The organism is Streptomyces sp. AC602_WCS936 (genome assembly GCF_019049125.1).
Classification (GTDB): Bacteria; Actinomycetota; Actinomycetes; order Streptomycetales; family Streptomycetaceae; genus Streptomyces.
In genome coordinates this window covers 41,936-64,869 of record NZ_JAGMUF010000001.1, presented here as the reverse complement: position 1 = coordinate 64,869, position 22,934 = coordinate 41,936, and the positions used below count along the sequence as shown (strand labels likewise).

At 69.0% G+C, this 22,934-nt stretch carries 21 protein-coding genes and 1 pseudogene; 7 read left to right on the top strand and 15 right to left on the bottom strand.

Annotated elements, in window-relative coordinates; genetic code table 11:
- Positions 1 to 9 precede the first annotated feature (9 nt).
- A complete protein-coding gene (locus KUM03_RS00290) occupies positions 10 to 609 on the bottom strand; it encodes an XRE family transcriptional regulator (protein WP_254398606.1) in 600 nt (199 codons plus the stop codon).
- A gap of 285 nt (positions 610 to 894) precedes the next feature.
- On the opposite strand from KUM03_RS00290, the gene KUM03_RS00285 reads away from it, so the two are divergent.
- A complete protein-coding gene (locus KUM03_RS00285; protein WP_217244770.1) occupies positions 895 to 1,089 on the top strand; it encodes a hypothetical protein in 195 nt (64 codons plus the stop codon).
- 664 nt (positions 1,090 to 1,753) lie between these two features.
- Here KUM03_RS00285 and KUM03_RS00280 read toward each other — a convergent pair.
- The 8 genes from KUM03_RS00280 to KUM03_RS00245 all read right to left on the bottom strand — a co-directional run bounded on the left by KUM03_RS00280 (position 1,754) and on the right by KUM03_RS00245 (position 10,906).
- A complete protein-coding gene (locus KUM03_RS00280) occupies positions 1,754 to 4,147 on the bottom strand; it encodes a hypothetical protein (RefSeq protein WP_217244769.1) in 2,394 nt (797 codons plus the stop codon).
- A 99-nt stretch (positions 4,148 to 4,246) separates the two neighbouring features.
- Complete coding sequence (locus KUM03_RS00275) at positions 4,247 to 4,861, bottom strand: hypothetical protein (RefSeq protein ID WP_217244768.1); 615 nt, start codon at positions 4,859 to 4,861, stop codon at positions 4,247 to 4,249.
- 195 nt (positions 4,862 to 5,056) lie between these two features.
- Positions 5,057 to 5,404: a hypothetical protein gene (locus tag KUM03_RS00270; protein ID WP_217244767.1), complete on the bottom strand. Its 348-nt coding sequence runs from the start codon at positions 5,402 to 5,404 to the stop codon at positions 5,057 to 5,059.
- Positions 5,405 to 5,458: 54 nt separating this feature from the next.
- Positions 5,459 to 5,710 (bottom strand): DUF6458 family protein, encoded by a 252-nt coding sequence (locus KUM03_RS00265; RefSeq protein WP_217244766.1) that lies wholly within the window; start codon positions 5,708 to 5,710, stop codon positions 5,459 to 5,461.
- 113 nt (positions 5,711 to 5,823) lie between these two features.
- Positions 5,824 to 7,125, bottom strand: coding sequence for a M18 family aminopeptidase (locus tag KUM03_RS00260; RefSeq protein ID WP_217244765.1), 1,302 nt, complete (start codon positions 7,123 to 7,125; stop codon positions 5,824 to 5,826).
- 298 nt (positions 7,126 to 7,423) lie between these two features.
- Positions 7,424 to 8,290: a hypothetical protein gene (locus tag KUM03_RS00255; RefSeq protein ID WP_217244764.1), complete on the bottom strand. Its 867-nt coding sequence runs from the start codon at positions 8,288 to 8,290 to the stop codon at positions 7,424 to 7,426.
- A 73-nt stretch (positions 8,291 to 8,363) separates the two neighbouring features.
- Positions 8,364 to 8,873 (bottom strand): SigE family RNA polymerase sigma factor, encoded by a 510-nt coding sequence (locus KUM03_RS00250; RefSeq protein ID WP_217244763.1) that lies wholly within the window; start codon positions 8,871 to 8,873, stop codon positions 8,364 to 8,366.
- A 191-nt stretch (positions 8,874 to 9,064) separates the two neighbouring features.
- A complete protein-coding gene (locus KUM03_RS00245; RefSeq protein ID WP_217244762.1) occupies positions 9,065 to 10,906 on the bottom strand; it encodes an acyl-CoA dehydrogenase in 1,842 nt (613 codons plus the stop codon).
- A 162-nt stretch (positions 10,907 to 11,068) separates the two neighbouring features.
- Between KUM03_RS00245 and KUM03_RS00240 the strand changes: the two genes are divergently transcribed.
- The 3 genes from KUM03_RS00240 to KUM03_RS00230 all read left to right on the top strand — a co-directional run bounded on the left by KUM03_RS00240 (position 11,069) and on the right by KUM03_RS00230 (position 13,824).
- Entirely contained in the window at positions 11,069 to 11,548 is a 480-nt protein-coding gene (locus tag KUM03_RS00240; RefSeq protein ID WP_217244761.1) for an SseB family protein, read from the top strand.
- Positions 11,549 to 11,665: 117 nt separating this feature from the next.
- The gene (locus KUM03_RS00235; RefSeq protein WP_217244760.1) at positions 11,666 to 12,643 is read left to right on the top strand and encodes a pirin family protein; all 978 of its coding nucleotides are present in this window, start codon (positions 11,666 to 11,668) and stop codon (positions 12,641 to 12,643) included.
- A 95-nt stretch (positions 12,644 to 12,738) separates the two neighbouring features.
- Positions 12,739 to 13,824: an AI-2E family transporter gene (locus KUM03_RS00230; RefSeq protein ID WP_217244759.1), complete on the top strand. Its 1,086-nt coding sequence runs from the start codon at positions 12,739 to 12,741 to the stop codon at positions 13,822 to 13,824.
- Here KUM03_RS00230 and KUM03_RS00225 read toward each other — a convergent pair.
- Positions 13,755 to 15,920 (bottom strand): SpoIIE family protein phosphatase, encoded by a 2,166-nt coding sequence (locus KUM03_RS00225; protein WP_217244758.1) that lies wholly within the window; start codon positions 15,918 to 15,920, stop codon positions 13,755 to 13,757. The genes KUM03_RS00230 and KUM03_RS00225 overlap by 70 nt on opposite strands.
- Positions 15,921 to 16,081: 161 nt before the next feature.
- Here KUM03_RS00225 and aspS point away from each other — a divergent pair, with 161 nt between their 5' ends.
- Complete coding sequence (aspS, locus tag KUM03_RS00220) at positions 16,082 to 17,845, top strand: aspartate--tRNA ligase (protein ID WP_217244757.1); 1,764 nt, start codon at positions 16,082 to 16,084, stop codon at positions 17,843 to 17,845.
- 66 nt (positions 17,846 to 17,911) lie between these two features.
- Here aspS and KUM03_RS00215 read toward each other — a convergent pair whose 3' ends face one another.
- Together KUM03_RS00215 and KUM03_RS00210 are read right to left on the bottom strand one after the other, a co-directional pair.
- Entirely contained in the window at positions 17,912 to 18,517 is a 606-nt protein-coding gene (locus KUM03_RS00215; protein ID WP_217244756.1) for a Uma2 family endonuclease, read from the bottom strand.
- Positions 18,518 to 18,575: 58 nt separating this feature from the next.
- A pseudogene (locus KUM03_RS00210) lies at positions 18,576 to 19,454 on the bottom strand (helix-turn-helix domain-containing protein).
- A gap of 381 nt (positions 19,455 to 19,835) precedes the next feature.
- Here KUM03_RS00210 and KUM03_RS00205 point away from each other — a divergent pair.
- Together KUM03_RS00205 and KUM03_RS00200 are read left to right on the top strand one after the other, a co-directional pair.
- Positions 19,836 to 20,711, top strand: a complete 876-nt coding sequence (locus KUM03_RS00205) for a helix-turn-helix transcriptional regulator (RefSeq protein ID WP_217244755.1) — start codon at positions 19,836 to 19,838, stop codon at positions 20,709 to 20,711.
- Positions 20,708 to 20,920: a DUF397 domain-containing protein gene (locus tag KUM03_RS00200; RefSeq protein WP_217244754.1), complete on the top strand. Its 213-nt coding sequence runs from the start codon at positions 20,708 to 20,710 to the stop codon at positions 20,918 to 20,920. Before KUM03_RS00205 ends, KUM03_RS00200 begins: the two co-directional genes overlap by 4 nt.
- Before the next feature lie 129 nt (positions 20,921 to 21,049).
- Here the strand turns inward: KUM03_RS00200 and KUM03_RS00195 are convergent, their stop codons facing one another.
- The 3 genes from KUM03_RS00195 to KUM03_RS00185 form a co-directional block, all read right to left on the bottom strand.
- Positions 21,050 to 21,493, bottom strand: coding sequence for a hypothetical protein (locus KUM03_RS00195; protein WP_217244753.1), 444 nt, complete (start codon positions 21,491 to 21,493; stop codon positions 21,050 to 21,052).
- A complete protein-coding gene (locus KUM03_RS38970) occupies positions 21,490 to 21,993 on the bottom strand; it encodes a hypothetical protein (RefSeq protein ID WP_308406214.1) in 504 nt (167 codons plus the stop codon). The genes KUM03_RS00195 and KUM03_RS38970 overlap by 4 nt, the downstream gene beginning before the upstream one ends.
- 536 nt (positions 21,994 to 22,529) lie before the next feature.
- On the bottom strand, positions 22,530 to 22,895 hold the full coding sequence (locus KUM03_RS00185; RefSeq protein WP_073726254.1) for a PH domain-containing protein: 366 nt from the start codon (positions 22,893 to 22,895) through the stop codon (positions 22,530 to 22,532).
- Positions 22,896 to 22,934 lie beyond the last annotated feature (39 nt).

The window sequence follows — 22,934 nt, the reverse complement described above, 5'->3', positions numbered from 1 at the left end:
GGGCGCCGGTCACCTGCGGGGTGCGGGTTCCGGGTTCCGTGGCTCAGCACGCTTCCACAGTTCCTCGCTGTGCTCCGCGAATCGGTCGAACATGCCTCCGCTGCCGTGCCGACGCAGATGCAGCAGCGGGGAGTCGTGCCCCACCAACCGTGCGAGGTGGGGTGTCACCAGGGCGTCGTCATCGAACCGGAACACGGACAGGCTGACGTGGTTGATGGCGTCCTGCGCAGCGGAGAAGCGTGTTTCCAAGCCCTCCAGCGGTCCCAGGCGGTCGAGGTGTTCCAGCGTGATGCTGATGCGCGTCGAAACGGAGAGGGCCACGTCTTCGACGGTCTCTCGCTGGCGGGTCACATCACCGTTCGGATCGCCGAGCAGGAACCGCACACGACATCCCGACTCCGCCTTGCGTCGGACCGTGTCGGCGAAGTGCGGCACCTGGGTCCAGAAGAAGTAGTTCGTGTAGCCCGCGAGGAAGAGGTCGACGTCGGCCGATTCCGCGAGCTCGGTCCAGACCGTCGACGGGCATGCGGACCGGTACGGGTAGCTGTGCACCAGTTCGCGATCGGTCCCGGTCTTGACGCGGTCTTGCACAGCCTTTGGCCACAACATCTCTTCGTCCACTCCCAGCGCCCGGCAGGCGTCCGCTCGGTTCCTTGCGTGTGGTGTGAGATCAGGATTGCTCAGCCATCGTTCCACTTGCTTCGCAGATACCCCTGCCCGGTACGCGAGCTGTCGGGCGGACAACCCCGCGTCGTTCATGGCGAGCTGAAGAGCGTCGTTCAAGTCAACCCCCGTACCCGGGCCTTTTGGGCTTTTCTTGAAGGTAGGGCCTAAAGCTCCAACTGTCCGGCGTATCGGGGAGATACGTCCTCAAGGGCGAGCCACGATGCCGTCATGACCGAACCTACGCGCTACAGCACGCCACCCGTCGAACTGCCGCTGTGCCTGGACCAGGAACCGACAGCGGTCGAGGGGTGCGCGGGGTGCGCCGAACTCACTGCGGTACGGAACCGTGCGCGAGCCGTGGGCGACATGACGACCGTGACCGACTGCAACGTCTTCTTGCGGCGGCACCCTGAGGGACACTGATGGTCACGCGGGAGATGTTCGGCTTTCGGGTCGAGGACGGCTCCGGAGAAGCACCAAGACACGGTCGTGGTTACCGGGCTAGCACCGTACGTGGCGCCGGGGCCGACCATGCTGCGCTTCCCCGAAAGGGCCCTGCGGCTGCCCTCCGGGGACTTCCTGGTCAGCGACATCACCCGGCATCAGCTGGTGGAGCTGGCCGAGGACCGGAAGGCGTCGTGCGGCGGATCGGTTGCGGGGCGCCGGGGGTTACGCGGCCGGTCTCGCCGAGGACGCCTCCTTCAGCGAGCTCAGGGCCTGACCTCCTCGGTGACGGCGGGATCGACGTAGCGTTACAGAGGACTGGCAGGACAAAGCTCGACACTCGGTACGACCCGTCGACGCGACTGCAGATTCTTGCTTCCCCGCCCGAGCTGCTGCCTGGCGAGGGCGCGGGAACCGATCTGTCCCGCGCCCTTGGCCTGAACCGCGACCGTCTCGGAAGCCATGCCACACGTCTCCGTGATGGCAGCCTGCCGCAGCCACGACCGGGCCACGAGTACCCCGCCTGTCACGTCCACCAATAGGGCTGGGGCGTCCCGCTCCGCCTCACTGAGGGCGGCGCCGAACGGCTGCCGCTGGTACCGGCGGCCCTGGGTTAGGTCGCTGCGGGCTGTATTAGTAGCAGTTAGTCCAGGGCGACATCCTGCGTCTCCTCAGGCTCGGGACCGATGTGCTCCAGCGCGCGGTTCTCGACCGACCTGCGTCGGAGGTTCTCCAAGTCGGTCAGGATGCCAACGAGCAGTTTGTGCAGTTCGTCTAGCCGGCTCACGGGCACGATCGGCGTGTGGCCGCCGACCTCGGGCTCCAGGGCGTGCAGATAGTCCAGGGCGTCGCGAGCGCCCTGCACGCTCAGCTCGAGGGCCTTGCGGTGACCCGCAGCGCGCTGGCTGGGAGGCGCCGAGGGGGATGCGTTGCGAGGACCGGGCAGGGCAGCGGTGTTCGGAGCGTTCATGGCCTCCTGCGGGGCTCCATACTGGAACAACGCGCCCTCGGGAACCGCTTCAGCGTTCGCGGGATCGGAAGGTGTGTTGTTGGACTCGGCTCCTTCCTGGCCTTCTGCCGGCGTCGGCTCGCTGTCCGTTGACCGTTCCGCCGTGCCCAGGATGGGAGGCGGAGCGACGGTCGCCGCGGACGTCACCAGTCGTGCTGCCCGGTCCGGAGCCGACGCGGCAACGACGTCCCACTCGTACAGTCGCTCCGGCACCCCGGCAGCGTCACGGGCGATGTGGTCCTCGACGTCGAGGTCGACCTTGAAGTAGACGTACGGCGGTTCGTCCGATGTCGACGTCCCCTTGCCCGTGAGGCTCTGCTTGGCCACGGAGTTCTGCGGCAGGCCGTCGCCGCGGAACGTGTTGGCGGCCAGCGCGAGGGTCCACAGGCCGAGCTCGTTCGTCCGGTGCGACAGTCCTTCAACGACCTTGTACACGTCGGCGCGGAAGGGGACGCCGCCCTTCTCCTTGGCCGTGCCCAGCGACGAACCGACGTTCCTGGTCAGGAGCTTGTCGGCAATCAGGGCGACACCGCCGGCCACCGCCAGGGTGCAACGGGCGTCATTGTCGCCGTTCATCGCCGGTGCGATCAGCGTGGTGAAGTCCTCGGTGGGGACGGGGATCCAGCCCTGGATAACGTCGTTGGTCAGCACACCGCCGTTGTTCCAGGCGTTGCGTGCCTGCTTGGTGACAAGCTTTTTCTTCGCACGCCAGGGCAGGTCGATGATGGGGCCGAGTAGCTCGCTGAAGCCCTTGATGCTCATCCGCTTGCCGCCCTTGATGGCCTTGGCCTGGTCTTTGAGCAGTTCCAGCAGATCCGGCTGGGTGAGGGCGCTGATCAGGTAGACGGCGCGCCACAGGGCTGTTGCCGGAGGGGCCGGGTTGCCGCCGAAGGTTTGCGGCAGTTCCTTCACCGGGATGCGGCCGACAGCGAGGCCGTAGACCGACTGGAGTTCAGTGGTGTTCCAGCGGGGGTCGTTCTGCTGGATGATCCGCTTTAGGGCCCGTGTGATGACTTCGAGGTTCTGCGCCGCCGGGTCCCACTGCTGGAATTCGACGTGCACCGATGCCAGGACGGAACGGATGGCGTCGTCGAAGATGTCCTCGGGCGACAGCACTCGGCCGTCGTGGCCCTCAATTCCGACAGAGACTTGCGCGGGGACGACGAAGGACTGGGCGATCTGGGCGGCCCGCAGTCCTGGTGCGGTCCCGTTCATCTCCTCGTCGAACTCCTTGCGCAAGTTCTGCCGCCAGCCCGCCCGCGCGGTGACCAGACGCTCTCCCAGGCCGGAGAGCGTGGAGGCGCCCGGCACGTTTTCTTCGCCCAGCAGGGCGTTGGTGGCCAGGGTGGCCACATCCGCTAGGTCGGCGTCGTGCCCGGCAAGGACGGCCCAGGCGCTGGCGAGTCGGGTGATGCCATCACGGACGGCGAGGACGTGAACCGGCTCCGTACCGTCCTCGAAGGTGATCTCGACGGGGTGGGTGATCAGGTTGCGGGTTACCGAACGTGTGAGGATGGAGGCCGCGTAGCTGTTGATGTTCAGCGTGGCGTGGATGGTCTGCCACACATGGTTGCGCAGGTGTTCGAGGTTTTCGTAGTGGTATCGCACGATGGCACCGGGCCGGCCCTCGTGGGTGACCCCGTGTACCTGCGGGTCGGATACCTCCGAGACCTCCATGCCAGTGCGTGGCTGGATACCTGGGAACAGCTCGCTCAGAAGGACGCGGGTGACGGCCGATCGCAGAGTCGCGCCCTCGACATGCTCAATCATCAACAGGCCGCTTGGTTCATCCACGGTGGGCTGGAGCTGTACCGCGAGTGCCTCGGGGCGGGTGGTGGCACGCGCGATGGCGTTCCAGGCCATTTCCGGCAGCCAGCTACTGCGGTTGGCCCGACCCGCCGCGACCACCTGCTCAACCTGACCATCCGTCGGGTCGGCGGGCAGACGGGACGAGACGTTGGTGACTCGGATCGTTTCCCTTCCCCAGGCAACGTCGAGGGAGAGAGGGGTGGGTGTGTCGGTGGACATGTGCGTGTTCTCCCGAGTAGGTGAGAGAGGCTGAATGTGCGACCACTGGCCAGCACGGCCGGAAGGGTGGCGAGTGTGTGAACTCGCCACCCGGGCTGGTCAGTATGTGTCGTTATTGGTAAGGAAAACGGGATCTGCCCAGGTCATCCTCGACGGGAGCCAGAAGGGGCGGGGTGACGGGTTCGGGTAGCACCGGTGCTGGTAAGCCGCGTAGGCGGCAAGCTTTGCCGGGAACCCGAGCAGCTCGAATCCGGACGGGCTGCCGAAAGGACTGGCGTCAGGAGTGGGACAGAGGGCTTCCGGTGTGAGGTGGTAACCGGTGGTATCCGCACCCGTGTGGAGAACAGCGTTTCCGTAAGGTCGGCCGCCGAGCAGCGTGCACGCCCAACGGAAAATCTCATGCTCGACCCGCTCTGCGGGCTGCTTGGGCATGTGGATGACATGCAACCGAGGGAAGTTGTCCAGTGCCTCGGTGAGCCGCCGCATGAACGAGTAGGGTTCTAGCTTGACGAGTCTGCTGGGGTGTGGTAGGAGCTGCGGCTTGGTCGCATTCAGCCGGTCCCCCAGGAGAGATCGCCATGCCATCTCATACTCGGAGAGCTCCGTACGATCCAACTCAAGGGCGCATATCGTGCGGAGCGGCAGCCGTCCGGAGGTGCCTATGAGGAAGACCGGCTCCCCCTGAAGGGCGGATGTGCTTTCGCCGTTGCTCATCGGGCGACTCCTGGTCATGTCAGCTGCCTATGTGACGGTAGGGGTGGAACGTCACCTGAGTTGCTGGTGACGTTCCACCCCTACCGTACCGGCCACAATGCCGCCGATGCGCCTAGGTGGTTATCAACTGCCCTTTGGAGGAGCAGAGTTACGCCTGATGATGTAGACGAGTGCAGAGGGTCTGCGTACTGATAGCTACGTCGTGGAGTCCAAGTAGCTGTGGGCTTGCGGGTAGTTGGCGAAGATCTGAGGCAGTGGGTTCATCCTCAACCTGTCCAGGTCTGCGAGTGCGGCAGCCACATCCACGACTTCGCCCAGGGCGCTGTCGCGCTGTATGACCCAAACGAACTCGTTCTCTGATGTCGGGAGCGTACGTGGCAGGGTGCTGAGTCCAATGCGCTCGAACTCCGCACTGATCTCCACACACAGTTCCGCGCTCAGCCGGTCACGCTTTGGTGCGGCGTGCTTCTTGATGAACCGCATCGATAGCCGCTTGATGCCATGGTCCACCTCCACGGCATGCTTGATAATTGTGAAGTCCATAACTCAGTAGCTTACTGAGTTAATAAGGGGGTTGTCGCGGAAATCTGTGGTTGATCAGGCACCGTAGCCGTTGTGGTACCCGTCCCGCGTGTGGGTGTGGGGCCGGTCCTCGACGACCGGGGTCGTCGGCGGCATCACGACGCGGCGGCGCCGGGCGATGCTGCTGAACGTCGCGACACCGATCAGACCGACGACCATGAAGATGACACCGACCAGGTCGAGGTTGACGCCCTGCATGTCCCAGTCGGTCGCGAACGTGAGGATGGCTCCCACGGCGATGAGGATGATGCACCCGCCGAGGCCCATGAGTGTTGCCTCCCTGTCAGATCCGGTCGGTTCCGGGTTTCCGGTCGATCCGGTTCCGTGCGGGTACCCCGGGCGTCAACCACCATGCCGTGGGCTGCCGTTCCGCGGCGGAACTAGGGCTGGAGGAACGCCACCAGCGCGTTCGCCAGCAGGTACGGGTCGTCGGCGCCGCACAACTCCCTTGCGCTGTGCATGGAGAGGATCGCCGCGCCGATGTCGACGGTGCTGATGCCGTGCCGGGCCGCGGTGATCGGGCCGATGGTGGTGCCGCAGGGCATGGCGTTGTTGGAGACGAAGGTCTGGAAGGGGACGTCCGCCTTCTCGCAGGCGGCGGCGAACACCGCGCGGCCCGAACCGTCCGTGGCGTAGCGGTTGTTGACGTTGACCTTGAGGATGGGGCCGCCGTTGACGCGCGGGTGGTGCGTCGGGTCGTGCCGTTCCGCGTAGTTGGGGTGGACGGCGTGGCCCGTGTCGGAGGACAGGCAGACCGTGCCGGCGAAGGCGCGGGCGCGGTCCTCGTACGTCCCGCCGCGCGCGAACACCGAGCGCTCCAGAACGCTGCCGAGGAGCGGGCCGTCGGCGCCCGTGTCCGACTGCGAGCCGGTCTCCTCGTGGTCGAAGGCGGCGAGGACCGGGATGTACGACAGGTCCGCGCCGGAGGCGGCGACGGCGGCCAGGGCGGACGTACCGGCGTGCACGGACAGCAGGTTGTCCATGCGCGGGCCGGCCACCAGCTCCCGGTCGCGGCCCAGGTACGCCGGGGGCTCCACGGAGTGGGTCATGAGGTCCCAGCCGGTGACCTCACCGCGCGTGAGACCGGTCTCCTCCTCCAGGAAGGCGATCAGGTCGCCGTCGAGGACCGGGTCGCCGAGGCCCCAGACCGGCTGGAGATGGCGCTGCTTGTCGAGCTTGAGGCCCTCCGCGGACACGTTGCGGTCCATGTGGATGGCGAGTTGGGGGACGCGGAGCAGCGGGCGGTCGACGTTCACCAGGCGGGTCGAGCCGTCGCGCAGGGTGAGGCGGCCGGCCAGGCCCAGGTCGCGGTCGAGCCAGGAGTTCATCAGCGGTCCGCCGTAGATCTCCACGGCGACCTGGCGCCAGCCGTGCGCACCGGTGTCGGGGCGGGGCTTCACGCGCAGGTTGGGGGAGTCGGTGTGGGCGCCGACGATGCGGAAGGGGGTGTGCGGCTCGGCGCCCTCCGGGACGTACCAGGCCACGATCGCGCCGCCGCGCAGCACGTACTTGCCGCCGGACGTGCCCTCCCAGGCTTCCGTCTCCGCGACCTGCCGGAAGCCGGCCTTCTCCAGCCGCTCGGCGGCGTTCGCCACGGCGTGGTACGGCGTCGGGCTCGCCGCCAGGAAGGTCATCAGGTCGTCGGTGTGCCCGCGGTCGAAGCGGGAGGGGCTGCTGCTCATGGCAGCCACCATAAGGGGCCTCGCGCCGGTGGCGGTTCGCGGTCGGGTGAAGGAATGGCGGTGCCGTGCAGGCGGCATCGGGACGGGGACGCGCGGCCGGTCCCGGGGCGGGGCGGTGCGGGCCGCCCCGGGACCGGGTGGCGCGTCAGCGGCGCAGGGCGTCCGCCGGCTGGACGCGGGCGGCGCGTGACGCCGGGTAGAGACCCGCCAGGACGCCAGAGGCCAGGGCGACGGCGAGGACGACCGGGGGCCTGCCGGGTGCCCGCAGGCTGATGTGGATGTCTGAGTCTCGCGGTAATCATGTGCCGTGTGTGCTGGTGGTGGCGTCGTTCACTGCCGGATCGACCCACTGCTGCCACCGCTCGTCGGTCGCCAGGGCCTGGATCTGGGCCGCCCGGTAGGAAGTGCCGGTCGCGGTCACGACCACGCGCGTGCCGTCCGGGCGCAGTACGTCGGCCGTGACCGCGGTGCCGGCGTCGCTGCCGCGTTCCCGGACGAGCAGTACCGCTCCGTCGCCGAGCTTGTCGATCCGGCAGCCGTCGTCCCCGTCCGGGCAGGAGTAGTGCCTGCCCAGCTCGGACCGCGACGGCATGTGGGAGGGGTCGGTCAGGTCGGGCTTGCTCGTGGGGCGGTTGCCGGGCCACGGGGAGTCGCCCCGCCGGCTCTTCTCCGCCTCCCGGACGAAGGCGCCCTGGAACGACACGGTGACGGTCCCACCTTCCGCCAGCGTGACCTTGCCGTAGGTCTGCACGGCGGTGTACGCCGGGTCGCTGTCCCGGGACTCGGTCTTCGTCACCGCGGGCTCGCCGGGCAGCAGCTCGGTCAGCAGGGCGACGGTGGCGGCGCCCGTCACGGGTTCCTTGCCCGCGGGGGCGGAGCCGCCGACGGCGGAGAAGTCGGGCAGGGCGACGGTCCGCACGGCGGCCCGCTGTTCCGGCAGGGTGAGGAGCAGCGCCGCGGCCGTCAGTGCCGCCGCCGTCGTCACGGAGGTGCTCCACAGCATCACGCGCCTGCGGCGCCGGGTGCGGGTGCCCCGGGCCACCGCGCCCGCCACCAGGAAGTCGGTGCGCAGTGGGAGATCGTTCAGCGCGGTGTCGAGGGCGCGGGACAGCTCGGGGCCGTACCGCAGGTCGTCGTCGGGGTGAGTGGACTCGTCGTGCCGCATGGGTGCACCGTCCTTTCCGGTGTCGCGGGGTCCGGGATACGGGGCGAGGGGGCCGTGGGGCCCGGCGCCGAGGTCAGGGCACGGCGATGGAGTCCTGTCCGTCGCCTATCACCCGGCGCAGTCGGGCCAGGGCTCTGCTGCTGCGGTTGCGGACGGAACCCTTGGACATGCCCAGTACGGACGCGGTCTCCTCCACGCTGCGGTCCTCCCAGTAGCGCAGGACGACGACCGCACGGTCGCGCGGCGGCAGTTCGGCCAGCGCGGCGAGCAGGGTGAGGCGCAGTGCGCTGTCCGGTCCGGGCGAGCCGGAGGGCTCCGGCAGGGCCGCCACAGGATGCTCCGACGAGCGGCGCAGCCGCCGGTGCGAGATGTAGGTGCGCATGAGCACGGTGTGGGCGTACGCCTCCGGGCTGTCCGCGCGCCGCACCCGGGACCAGGACGCGTAGATCTTGCCGAGCGCCGTCTGCACCAGGTCCTCCGCCAGGTGCCAGTCGCCGCTCATGAGCAGGGCGCTGCGGAACAGGCGCGGTGTGAGGGCGCGGGCGAACCCCTGGAACTCGTCCAGAGCGCTGGCAGTCGACACTCGGTTCCGCCCTTTCCCCACGGTCAGCACGTCCACACCCGATGGACGCTTCGGCACCCCGTTCGTGTCGCACCCGGGCGGAAGATTCTTTCCGGCTCACCCTCGCTTTCGGACACACAAACGGCGGCGGCCCGCTCCCACCAGGGGGAAGCGGGCCGCCGCCGTACGCGTGCGGCCGGAGACCGGTCGGATCAGAACGCGGCCTCGTCCAGCTCCATCAGGTCCAGCTCGACGCCCTGGGCGATCTTGCGGGCCAGGGTGAGGCCGGGCAGGACGTTCGCGGCGAAGAACTTCGCGGCGGCGATCTTGCCGGTGTAGAAGGCCACATCCTTGGAAGACACAGCCTTGGCGGAGGCGGTCGGCAGCTTCTCGGCGGCGACGGCGGCGCCCTTGAGGAGCAGGTAGCCGACGATCACGTCGCCGGAGGCCTGGAGGAGGCGGGTGGTGTTGAGCCCGACCTTGTAGATGTTCTTGACGTCCTGCTCGGTGGCCGCGAGGTCGGTGAGCATGAGGCCGACGATGGCCTCCAGTTCGACGGCGGCCTTGGCCAGGTGCTCGCGGGCGCCGGACAGCTCCTCGCCGCCGGTGCCGAGGGCGAGGAACTTCTTGATGTCCTCGGCGAGGGAGTTCAGCGCGGCGCCCTGGTTGCGGACGATCTTCCGGAAGAAGTAGTCCTGGCCCTGGATCGCCGTGGTGCCCTCGTAAAGGGTGTCGATCTTGGCGTCGCGGATGTACTGCTCGATCGGGTACTCCTGGAGGAACCCGGAGCCGCCGAAGGTCTGGAGCGACTGCGCGAGCTGCTCGTAGGCCTTCTCCGAGCCGTAGCCCTTGACGATCGGCAGGAGCAGGTCGTTGAGGGCGTGCTCGGTGGCGGCGTCCTCGCCGTTCGCCTCCTTGACCTGGATCTCGTCCTGGACGGAGGCGGTGTACATCACCAGCGCGCGCATGCCCTCGGCGTACGCCTTCTGGGTCATCAGGGAGCGGCGCACGTCCGGGTGGTGCGTGATGGTGACCTTGGGGGCCGACTTGTCCATGAAGTTGGCCAGGTCGGGGCCCTGCACGCGCTCCTTGGCGTACTCCAGGGCGTTGAGGTAGCCCGTGGAGAGGGTGGAGATCGCCTTCGTGCCGACCATCATCCGGGCGAACTCGATGATGCGGAACATCTGGCGGATGCCGTCGTGCTTGTCGCCGATCAGCCAGCCCTTGGCCGGGTGGCGGTCGCCGAAGGTCATCTCGCAGGTGTTGGAGGCCTTCAGGCCCATCTTGTGCTCGACGTTGGTGGCGTAGACGCCGTTGCGCTCGCCCAGCTCACCGGTCTCGAAGTCGAACTCGTACTTCGGGACGAGGAAGAGCGACAGGCCCTTGGTGCCGGGGCCGGCGCCCTCGGGGCGGGCGAGGACGTAGTGGAGGATGTTCTCCGACATGTCGTGCTCGCCGGACGTGATGAAGCGCTTCACGCCCTCGATGTGCCAGGAGCCGTCCTCCTGCTGCACGGCCTTGGTGCGGCCGGCGCCGACGTCCGAACCGGCGTCCGGCTCGGTGAGGACCATGGTGGAGCCCCACTGCTTCTCGACGGCGATCGAGGCGATGTGCTTCTGGACCTCGTTGCCCTCCTCGAAGAGGATGCCGGCGAACGCCGGGCCGGAGGAGTACATCCACACGGCCGGGTTGGCGCCGAGGATCAGCTCCGCGTAGGCCCAGATCAGGGAGCGGGGCGAGGTGGTGCCGCCGATCTCCTCGGGCAGGCCGAGCCGCCAGTACTCGGAGTCCATGAAGGCCTGGTAGCTCTTCTTGAAGGACGCCGGGACCGGTGCGGTGTTGGTCTCCGGGTCGAAGACCGGCGGGTTGCGGTCGGCGTCGGCGAAGGACTCGGCCAGCTCGTTCTCCGAGAGGCGGGTCAGCTCCTCCAGGACGCTCTTGGCGGTGTCCGTGTCCATCTCCGCGAACGGGCCGCTGCCGTAGACCTTGTCGCGGCCGAGCACCTCGAAGAGGTTGAACTCGATGTCCCGGAGATTCGGCTTGTAGTGCCCCATGGCGACGGCTCCGTTGAGAGATCGGCGAGGCACTGAATCCTCGCATCTGTACACATACCGACTGCCCGTACCAAGCAGTAGCTACGATGATGCTACCCGCCGGTAATAAGAAGCAACCCCGAGCCGGTCATCTGTGACCCGTCACTCGCTACTCTTTGCGGCATGTACGGCTACGACCAGACCGCGGGCCAACAGCAGCAGCAGTACGCCCCGCCGCAGCAGCCGATGACCGGCGGGATGTCCGGCGGGTACGGGCAGCAGCCGCCGCTGTACCCCGAGCCGTCCCCGCCCTCGCTCGCGGACGCGGTGCGCGCCTTCACCACCGGTCAGATGTCCGCCGAGGACTTCCAGCAGATCTTCGCCACCTCGAAGGTCTACTGCCCGCGCGGCGACAACCCCGGCTTCCTCGCGCTGCACAACACCCAGCAGCCGGTGATCCCCATGTTCACCGGCCTCAAGGAGCTGCGCCGGTACGCGGGCAAGGAGTCCAAGTACTTCGTGATCACGGGCGCCGAGGTGATCGACCTCCTGCCGACCGGCTACGGCTTCGTGCTCGACATGGAGGGCGAGCACCGGATGGTGTTCGACGCGAAGGCCGTCGAACAGATGGTCGACTTCGCGATGCGCCGGATGTACGGCTGACCGATTGCCGTCGCTGCTCGAGCCCGGAGGGAATGCCCTCCGGGCTTTCTCGGTTCTGGATGGCAAGAAGTTCAATGCTCAACTAAAGTGGGGCGCACGCCGCCCGAGGAGGTCGACATGCCTGCCGTGACCGTCGAGAACCCGTTGACGCTGCCCCGCGTATCCGCGTCCGCCGACGCCGTCGCACGTCCCGTGCTCACCGTCACGACCGCGCCCAGCGGTTTCGAGGGCGAGGGCTTCCCGGTTCGCCGCGCGTTCGCCGGGATCAACTACCGCCACCTCGACCCGTTCATCATGATGGACCAGATGGGTGAGGTTGAGTATCAGCCTGGGGAGCCGAAGGGGACCCCGTGGCATCCCCACCGCGGCTTCGAGACCGTCACGTACATCATCGACGGGATCTTCGACCACCAGGACTCCAACGGCGGTGGCGGCACCATCACCAACGGCGACACCCAGTGGATGACGGCGGGCTCCGGCCTGCTGCACATCGAGGCGCCGCCGGAGCAGCTGGTCATGTCCGGCGGGCTCTTCCACGGGCTCCAGCTGTGGGTGAACCTGCCGGCCAAGGACAAGATGATGGCCCCCCGCTACCAGGACATCCGCAGTCGCAGCGTCCAGCTGCTCACCTCCCCCGACGGCGGCGCGCTGCTGCGGGTCATCGCCGGCGAGCTGGACGGCCACGAGGGCCCCGGCATCACGCACACGCCGATCACGATGGTCCACGCGACGCTCGCGCCGGGCGCCGAGGTCACCCTGCCGTGGCGGGAGGATTTCAACGGCCTGGCGTACGTCATGGCCGGGCGCGGGTCGGTGGGCGCCGAGCGGCGTCCGGTCCACCTGGGCCAGACCGCCGTCTTCGGCGCCGGAGGCTCGCTTACCGTCCGCGCGGACGACCAGCAGGACTCGCACACGCCGGACCTGGAGGTCGTGCTGCTGGGCGGCCGTCCGATCCGGGAGCCCATGGCCCACTACGGTCCGTTCGTCATGAACACCAAGGACGAGCTGATGCAGGCCTTCGAGGACTTCCAGAAGGGCCGCCTCGGCACCGTCCCGGCCGTGCACGGCATGTCGGAGGCGGGCCCGGAGGCCTGACGCCCGCCGAGGGGCAGCCCTCGGAGCCGGTGATCCGTCACCCGGGCGGGCTGTCCGCGCAGGACAGCCCGCCCGGTGCGTGATCGGCTGGGGGCGTGCACTTGCTTCCCGCCCCGGTGCGTCGGTTCGCCGCCTGGTGCGCCGTCATCCTCCTCGCCAGCGGTGTCGTCTACGTCGCGATCCGGCTCTGCGTCGAGTTCCGGACCGCGGTGACGCCGGCGCTGCTCGCGCTGCTCGGCACCGCGCTGCTCCGGCCGCTGCACCGGTGGCTGGTCAAGGCGCACGTGCAGCGGTCGCTGGCGGCCGGGCTCACCTGTGTCGCCGTCGTGGCCGTGGTCGGCGGGGCCGTGTACATCGTGGTGTCCGCGCTCATCGAGACCGGCGACCAGATCATCGCCTCGCTGCGGAACGCGGCGCGGGACATCGCCGACCACTTCGGGGCGGCCGGGACCTCGCTGGAGGACATGGCGTCCAACGCGCGCGAGCTGCTGGGCAAGTTCGGCGGCACCGCCGCCTCCGGGGTGGTCACCGGGATCAGCGTCGTCGGCGAGATGCTGGCCATGGCCGTGCTCGCCCTGCTGCTCGTCTTCTTCTTCCTGCGCGACTCCGACCGCGCCGTCTCCACGGTGCGCCACCTCGCCCCGCGCGCCGGGGCCGACATGGTCGAGGCGATGGCCCGGCGGGCCTTCGGGGCCGTCGAGGGCTTCATGCGCGGCACCACCCTCATCGCCCTGATCGACGCCTTCTGCATCACGGTGGGCCTGCTGATCCTGCGGGTGCCCGGCGCGATCGGGCTCGGCGCGCTGGTCTTCGTCGGCGCGTACATCCCCTACCTCGGCGCCTTCATCTCCGGTGCGGTGGCGGTGCTGGTCGCGCTGGCCGACCGGGGGTTCGCCATCGCGCTGTGGGCCCTCGGAGTGGTGCTCGCCGTGCAGGTGCTGGAGGGGCACGTGCTCCAGCCGATGATCCAGAGCCGGACCGTGCAGATGCATCCGGCGATCGTGCTGCTGGCGCTCACCGCGGGGGCGTCGGTGGCGGGCATCCTGGGGATGCTGCTCGCCGTACCGCTGACCGCGGCCGCGTTCGGGATCGTGCACGAGCTCCAGGGGCGTTACGCGGCGTCCGGGTCGCCTGCGGGGCCGCCACCGCCGCGGCCGGCGTCCGGGTCCGTGGACTCGTAGACCTCGTACCAGATGCTCTTGCCGTCGCCGCGCGGGGCGACGCCCCACTCGTCGGCGAGCATCTCGACCAGCATCAGGCCGCGTCCCGAGGACGCCATCTCCCCCGGGCGGCGCTTGTGCGGCAGGTCGTCGCCGCTGTCGGTGACCTCGACCCGGATGCGGCGCTCTCCCGGCTGCCCGGTGACCTCGGCGACCAGCAGGGCGTCGGCGTCGGTGTGCACCAGGACGTTCGTCAGCATCTCGGAGAGCAGCAGCACCGAGGCGTCGAGCTGGTCCGCGCTGGGCCAGTCGTGCAGGAGGTCGCGCAGGTGCTCCCGGGCGGTGGCGATCCGCTCCGGCTCGGCCTGGGCGACCGTCAGCATCGTGCGGCGCACCGGCGTCCGGATGACCGGGCTGTCGCCGCAGCCGCATCCCTTGCCCTGCCGGCACAGCAGGAGCAGGGCGATGTCGTCCTCCCGCCGGTCGGCGAGCGGGCCGGTGGTGTGGTGCGAGGAGGGCCCGTGCACGGCCTGGACCAGCGCGTCGGCCAGCTCTTCCAGGTCGCCGTCGTGCTGCTCCAGGATGACGCGGAGGCGGTCCCAGCCGGAGTGCAGGTCGTGGCCGCCGGTCTCGACCAGGCCGTCCGTGCACAGCATCAGGGTGTCCCCGGGCTCCAGGGCCAGCCGGGTGGTCGGGTAGTCGGAGTCCGGGTCGATGCCCAGCGGCAGCCCGCCCGCGGTGGCGCGGATCAGTGCCGTTCCGTCGGCCATCCGGACGACGGGGTCGAGATGGCCGGCGCGGGCGCTCTCCACGGTGCCGGTCGCCGGGTCCACCTCGGCGTAGTAGCAGGTCGCGAAGCGCGTGTCGCCGGGGTCGTCCTCGGACGAGGTGAGGCCGTGCAGGAAGTGCGAGGCGCGGGCGAGCACCGCGTCGGGACGGTGCCCCTCGGCGGCGTAGGCGCGCAGCGCGATGCGCAGCTGGCCCATGAGGCCGGCCGCGCGTACGTCGTGTCCCTGGACGTCGCCGATGACCAGGGCGAAGCGCCCCGCGGGCAGCGGGATCATGTCGTACCAGTCGCCGCCGACCTGGAGGCCGCCGCCGGTGGGGACGTAGCGGGCGGCGAGGCCCATGCCCGGGATCTCCGGGCCGAGCACGGGCAGCATGCTGCGCTGCAGTCCGTCGGTCAGTTCCCGCTGGGTCTCGGCGGCACCCGCCCGGGACAGGGCCTGCGCCAGCATCCGCGCCACGGTCGTCAGCACCGAGCGCTCGTCCGGTGTGAACGCCACCGGGTAGGCGAAGGCGGCCATCCACGCGCCCATCGGGCGGCCCGCCACCGTCAGCGGCAGGAAGGCCCAGGAGCGGCGGCCGAAGCGCTCGGCGAGCGGCCAGGTCAGGGGGTAGCGGGACCGGTACTGCTCGGGCGAGGACAGGTAGACGGCGCGGCCGGTGCGGACCACCTCGGCGGCCGGGTAGTCCGTGTCCAGCGGCATGTTCACGAACGGGTTCATGTCGTTCTGCGGCTGCCCGTGGTGGCCGATGACCGTCAGACGGTCGCCCGAGACGCCGAAGACCGCGAGCCCGTCCGGGGAGAACCCCGGCATCGACAGGCCCGCCGCGACCCGCAGCACCTCGGCCGTGGACCGGGCCTCGGCCAGTGCCCGGCCCGCGTCCAGCAGGAACGCCTCGCGCGAGCGGCGCCACTCGCCGGTCACCGCGCTGCGTCCGGCGGGTGTGCCCGGCGTGGGCTCGGCGACCTCCTGGAGGGTGCCGGTCAGCTCGTACGTCTTGTGCACGGGGTCGAACGCCGGCTTGGAGCGGCTGCGCACGACCCGGACCATGTGGCCCCGCTCGTCCATGATCCGGATGCGGACCTCGGCAAGGGTGCCCTCGGCGACGGCGAGCTGGATTACCCCGGTGATCTCGTTCCAGTCCACGGGGTGCAGCCGCGCCCGTACCTGGGCCTCGGTGAGCCGGGCGCACTCGGCGGGCAGCCCGAGCAGCCGGGCCGCCTCCGCGTCGACCGTGACCTCGCCGGTGGCCGTGTTCCAGTGCCACAGACCGGTCGCGAGAGCGGCAAGGACGTCCCCCACCTCGGGCAGGGGCTCATCAGTGCGCATTGCCCCACTTTAAGAAGAGGTGTTCGCACGCTGCCACCGCTCGCCCGGTGCCAATGGGGAGGAAGGCAGGGGTGGCCGCCCGGTACGCTGGGGTTGTTTCAACGCTGGGGTCGTTTCACGTGAAACACCACTCCCGATCCGCGAAGGCTGGATGAACGACGATGCATCGGTACAGGTCCCACACCTGCGGCGAGCTCCGCTCCTCTGACGTCGGCACCGACGTCCGACTGAGTGGCTGGCTGCACAATCGGCGCGACCTGGGCGGCATCCTCTTCATCGATCTGCGCGATCACTACGGCATCACGCAGCTGGTCGCCCGGCCGGGCACGGAGGCGTACGAGGCGCTCGACAAGCTGACCAAGGAGTCGACCGTTCGGGTCGACGGCAAGGTCGTCTCCCGGGGCGCCGACAACATCAACCCCGACCTGCCGACCGGTGAGGTCGAGGTCGAGGTGGGTGAGGTCGAGCTGCTCGGCGCCGCCCAGCCGCTGCCCTTCACCATCAACACCGAGGACGGGGTCAACGAGGAGCGGCGCCTGGAGTACCGCTTCCTGGACCTGCGCCGCGAGCGCATGCACCGCAACATCATGCTGCGCACGGCGGTCATCTCCGCCATCCGGCACAAGATGGTGACCCTCGGCTTCAACGAGATGGCGACGCCCATCCTCACCGCGACGTCCCCCGAGGGCGCCCGCGACTTCGTGGTCCCCTCCCGCCTGCACGCGGGCCGGTTCTACGCCCTCCCGCAGGCGCCGCAGCAGTTCAAGCAGCTGCTGATGATCTCCGGCTTCGACCGGTACTTCCAGATCGCGCCCTGCTTCCGCGACGAGGACGCCCGCGCCGACCGCTCGCCGGGCGAGTTCTACCAGCTCGACGTCGAGATGAGCTTCGTCGAGCAGGAGGACGTCTTCCGCCCGATCGAGCAGCTGATGACCGAGCTGTTCACGGAGTTCGGCGGCGGCCGTGAGGTCACCTCCCCCTTCCCGCGCATCCCGTTCCGCGAGGCGATGCTGAAGTACGGCTCCGACAAGCCGGACCTGCGCGCCAAGCTGGAGCTCGTCGACATCACCGACATCTTCGAGGGCTCGGAGTTCAAGGCCTTCGTCGGCAAGCACGTGCGCGCGCTGCCGGTACCGGACGTCTCCGCCCAGCCCCGCAAGTTCTTCGACCAGCTCGGCGACTACGCCGTCTCGCAGGGCGCCAAGGGCCTGGCCTGGGTCCGCGTGGGCGAGGACGGCACGCTGTCCGGCCCGATCGCGAAGTTCCTCACCGAGGAGAACGTCGCGGAGCTGACGAAGCGCCTGTCGCTGTCGGCGGGCCACGCGGTGTTCTTCGGCGCGGGCGAGTTCGACGAGGTCTCGAAGATCATGGGCGCGGTGCGGGTCGAGGCCGCCCAGCGCGCCGGGCACTTCGAGGAGAACGTCTTCCGGTTCTGCTGGATCGTCGACTTCCCGATGTACGAGAAGGACGAGGAGACCGGGAAGATCGACTTCTCCCACAACCCCTTCTCGATGCCGCAGGGCGGCATGGACGCCCTGGAGAACCAGGACCCGCTGGACATTCTCGCCTGGCAGTACGACATCGTCTGCAACGGCGTCGAGCTGTCCTCCGGCGCCATCCGGAACCACGAGCCGGACATCATGCTCAAGGCCTTCGGGATCGCGGGCTACGACGCGGAGACCGTCGAGAGCGAGTTCGCCGGCATGCTGCGCGCCCTGCGCTTCGGTGCCCCGCCGCACGGTGGCATCGCCCCGGGCGTCGACCGCATCGTCATGCTGCTGGCCGACGAGCCCAACATCCGCGAGACCATCGCCTTCCCGCTCAACGGCAACGCCCAGGACCTGATGATGGGCGCGCCGACCGAGCTGGACGAGACCCGGCTGAGGGAACTGCACCTTTCGGTGCGCAAGCCGCAGCCGAAGTAACCCGCAGCGGCAGTACCGCGGCGAAGGGCTCGGAACCGTAGAGCGGTTCCGAGCCCTTCGCTGTCGTCACACCTGGTCCTCGCTCTGGTAGAGCGGCAGATTCTGGGTCGAGATGGTCCAGTCGGCGATGGTGACGTCCTCGCCGTAGACGAAGTCCTTGCGGGTGGCGTAGCGGGGGCCGTCCGGGGTGGTGTGGATGTCGGTGAGGACGGCGCCGGTGCCCGTGCGGGGGTCGAAGACCGCGTAGACGGGGATGCCGAGCAGGGGGTAGTCGCGCACTTTGCCCACCCAGTCGTTGCCCGGGTTGGAGCGGGAGACGACCTCGACGGCAGCGATGAGCGACCGAGGGTCGAACGACCCCTCGATGTCCATGTCCTCCTCGGCGATCACCATAAGATCGGGCCGCCGCATGACGCCTTCGGGCTCGTCCTCCACGTCCGGCTCACCGGTGTGCGCCACGATCTCTTCCGGCATCACCTTTTCCAGGCGCTTCCGGAGCCGCAGTGTGGTCAGCTCGTGCCGACCGCTGGGCGACATCATGTCGTGGACGATCCCTTCCTTGGTGATCTCGAACTTGCCGGGCAGCGTGTCGTCCGAGGACTGAACAAAGTCGCGCATGGCCCGGTAGGGGTGGGAGGCGCCCTGCTGTGCGTTGCCGGGTGCGATGGTCATGGCGCTCGCTCCTCGTCGGGTGTGCCCACGGGCTCGGGCAAGGATCGTCGAGTTCATGCTAGGCGCCCTTCAGGTGATCGGTTCGGCAGTCGCGGCAGCGGCCGGGGCCCGGGGCCCGGAAGGCGCGGTCGCAGCCGTCGCAGGTCTGGAGTGGGTGCCGGGACTCGGCGGCGACCGACGGGACCGGTGGCCGCAGCGGCGGTGGCGGCGGCAACTGGGCGGCCAGGCGGTGGGCGAGGAAGGCGGCGGGCCGGATCAGCGGCTCGTCGGGCAGGTTCTAGGTCAGGGCGTGGCGTACGGCGGTGGGGCCGACCTCGCGTTCCAGCCAGGCGGCGACGCCCGGGGCGAGGTGCTCGGCGTCGGTGGCGGAGAGAAGGAGACGGGGGTCGCGGCGGCGCAGGCCGGTGAGGACGTCGACGGCCGCCTGGAGGAGCGCGGGGGCGGGATACGACGGCTGGGGCACGGCGGGAAGGCGCTTGCGCGACGGTGGCTTCTCCTGGGCCGCGCGCCGGGCGGGGCGACGGGGTGCCGTCTCCCGTGCGGCGCCGCTGCGGCTGTGTCCGGGCCTGTTGCAGGAGACCGTGCGGGTGACGATCCGGCCGGTGGACGTGCGCGTACACGTGCGCTGGAGGTAGCCGAACTTCTCCAGCTCGCGCAGCCCGGCGGCGATGCGGGTGGGGCCCTCGGGGAAGCGGGCGGCGAGGGTCTTGATGTCGACGGAGGTGCCCTGTCGCACGGACTGGATGTAGCACGCGAGCCCGATGGCGAGCAGGGACAGGTCCTTGTGCTGGACGAGGTGGTTGCCGACCACCGTGAAGCTCTCGGTGTGGCGGACGTTGTCGTGCACGACGCCCGCGAGCGACTGCTCGTGGGGGTGGTCTTCGTCCGGGGTTCGGGACGTGGTGAGTACGGGCGCGTTAGGGTGCTGTGCATCCATCGGGGAGGAGTTCTGGTCCTTCCTTGGTGGTCAGGCCCTCGCATTGGGAAGCCACTCCCGGCGGGGGCCGACCTGTGTCTGGTGGTCGGGTCGCCGCTGAGCGTATGGCAGACAACCGGCCCCGAATCCAGCCAAGTTGGCATATTCACTCGCGGGAGTGACTGTGCCCGGCGGGAGGGAGGGGAGGGGCTTGGTGGGGTGATTTCCTCCCAGTGAGTAGTTCATAGGGGGCGCAGGTGCGACCGGAGTTCGACTTGTCGCGTTCCGGTCGTTGTCCCCGGTCAGTGTCCGGCGGTTGTCCGGTGTTGTCCGGGCTTGTCAGGGCGGGACGTACGGGTAGGGCGTGGCTGGCACCAGGCGGTACGACGGAGGGGCGCGCGCATGTCGGTGGACGGTGAGGTTCGGCAACTCAGGACCGAGGCTGACGAGCCCGGGTGGGAGGTGGACCCGGACGACGAGTGGGGCGTGGCGGTGGTCGCCACCGTGGGGCGGCAGTTGAAGCTGCGCCGGGAGGCCGTGGGGATGCGGGCCGGAGAGTTCGGCGAGGCGGTGGGGTACGGCGAGGACCTCGTCTACAAGATCGAGGGCGGGAAGCGGATTCCCCGGCCGGAGTATCTGGACATGGCCGACGAGGTGTTGGAGGCGGGTGGGCTGATCGCCGCGATGAAGGAGGACGTGGCGAAGGTCCGGTATCCGAAGAAGGTGCGGGATCTGGCGCAGATGGAGGCCAAGGCGGTCGAGATCGGGATCTATGTGTGCAGCAGCATCCCCGGGCTGTTGCAGACTCCCGAGCACGCCCGTGCCCTTCTGGAGTCGTGGCAGCCGGCCTATTCCCCGGAGGACTTGGAGCGCCGGGTGGCCGCTCGTATGGCTCGCCGAGCCATCTATGACCGGTGTCCCGCACCCGCGCTGGGCTTCGTCTTGGAAGAGGCGACGCTTCGCCGCAGGGTCGGGGGCACAATGGTGCGGCAACAGCAGTTCGAACGTTTGCTGGAGGTGGGGCAGATGAACAGCGTCACTCTCCAGGTCATGCCGATGGGCAGTGGACCACACCCCGGCATGAGCGGCAGGATCGAAGTGCTGAAGTTCGAGGACGGCACGGTGGTCGGGCGCTCCGACGGGGCGTTCAATGGCCGCCCGACGCACGATCCGAGGCAGCTTCGCATCCTTGAACTGCGGTATGGCACCATCCGGGCCCAGGCTCTCCCACCAGGGGAGTCTCTGGCGTTCATCGAGCAACTGCTGGGAGAAACATGATCCGCAAGTCCACCGCCAGGGACACCTCCGAGTTGGCGTGGTTCAAGAGCAGCTACAGCGACGGCCCCGACGGCGACTCCTGCGTCGAGGTCGCCGCCACCCCCGGCACCGTCCACGTCCGCGACTCCAAGCACCGGAACGCCAGCCCTCGCCTCGCCCTCGCGCCGGAGGTGTGGGCCGACTTCGTGGCGCACGTTTCGGGCAGCTGACCTCTTGACTGCGCATGTCCCGAGCCTGGTTGTGACCGGGCGACGGGCGTGCCATCGGCGCGGACAGGGGCCCGGCAGCGGATCGATCTCCCTGGCTTCCAGGCCCCTCGTCGTGTGCGGTGCTTCGGTTCAGCGGCCCGGGACCCGAGGTGACTCGGGGCCGGTGCCGAACAGGTCCTGGGCCCGTGTGACGGAGTACGAACGACTCAGCCATCGGGTGAGGACACGAAGGTCGGAGCAGTTGCTGACGCGTTCCCAGATGTCACCGGTGACGAGGACACCTCGTCCCTGCAGAATCCTGAGCACGGCGATCGCATGCCCCTCGGCCAAGCCGTCGGCCCACGCCTGCGCGTACTCCTCGTTCCAGTCGCCCGCTCGCGCGCGAAGGTGGGTGACCTCCTCCAGGGCCAGGGAATCACGGCGGCTGATCTCGGTCAGGTGGGCGTTCTCGTCGTCGAGCGCTGCCTGCGGGGGCACGCCGAGGGCCATGCAGAAGGCCGTGACCATGGCTCGACCGCTCAGTTTCTCCCGCAGCTCCGGGTTCAGGCAGTCGCTGCTGAGGTCTCGGTTCACGAAGCGTCCTTCGCCGGTGCCGCCGGGTCGGTGCCCGGTGTGAACAGGTCCTCCGCCCGCTCCACCGTGCCGGCGCGGTCGAGCCAGTCGTTGAGGACGGTGAGGTCGGAGCACGTGACGATCCGCTCGCGGACGGCGTCGGTGATCACCAGGTCGCGCACCTCCAGCACCCGAAGCACGCCGCGGGCCTCGCCGCGGGCCTCGCCACGGGCTTCGCCCTCGGCCTTTCCCTCAAGGTACTTCTCCTCGAACAGCGTCCTGTGTCCCGGGAAGTGGGTGACAACCTTTTGCATCAGCTTTCTCCAGTTCTCCCTGGTCGGAGTGGATTCCAGACCGACTTCCACCAATTCGAACCAGTACTTCGTGATGTCCGGCTCGAAGGACAGCAGCCCGCGGGCAACGGCTTCCAGTATGGCGGGCGCACGGCGGCTCTCGCTGTGGACGATGGCGGAGAGCACCGCCAATGCCGGGCGCCGGGCCACCGTAGCCTCGTCGGTCACCTCGGGGACGGTCTGGGGCCCCAGGACGATCGGCCGGGTGGTCTGGGTCGGCCAGGAGGCCACGGCGCATTCGAAGGGGCCCATGGCCCCACTCTGCTGTGGCACGGTCCCGGCAGACCGCCACCAGCACGACCGGCAGGTCGTATTTCGCGCACAAGTATGCGACGTAGTACGACCAGCTTCTCGCTTTGTCGGGGTCCTTCTTGGTCTGGGACTCGACGGCGAGCAGGAAGTTCTCCCCCATGTCGGGCGCGAACCTGAGCACCGTGTCCACGCGGCGCTCCATGGGCCGGATTTCGGTGGCGTCGGGGGAGAGCTCGTCGAAGTTCTCTTTCGAGGGCGGCGGCAGCCCCAGTGCCTCGAAGACGGGCGCGAGGGCTTCCGGATGCTCTTGGAAGAGCCGGTGAGAGGCCTCGTGTGTCGATGTGACCATGAGAACCAATGAAGAGCACGCGAGGCAGGGTCGCCCGGCATATGCCGATGCAGCCACTCGTTCGAGTGAGAGAGAAACGTTCGCTCCGGACCTGGTACTCGCGTCAGCGCGCCACGAACTGGGTCAGGATCGCCTGGACCTCGTAGATGTCGACGCCCTTGGTGAAGGTCTTCTCGATCGGGGCAGGGGTGCCGGAGAGCCAGATCTTCAGTTCGGCGTCGAGGTCGAAGTGGCCGGCCGTCTCGACCGAGAAGTGCGTGATGCTGCGGTACGGGATCGAGTGGTACTCGGTCTTCTTGCCGGTGATGCCCTGCTTGTCGACCAGGATGAGGCGCCGGTCGGTGAACAGGATGGTGTCGCGGATCAGCAGGTAGGCGGCGTGGATCTGCTCGCCGTGGCCCAGGAGCCGGGCGTAGTCCTGCTGAGCCTTGGCCGGGTTGACGGTGTGCGCGTTGCCGAAGAGTGCCATGGACGATCCCCCCATGTGTGCCGGTTTCGCGTCCGATCC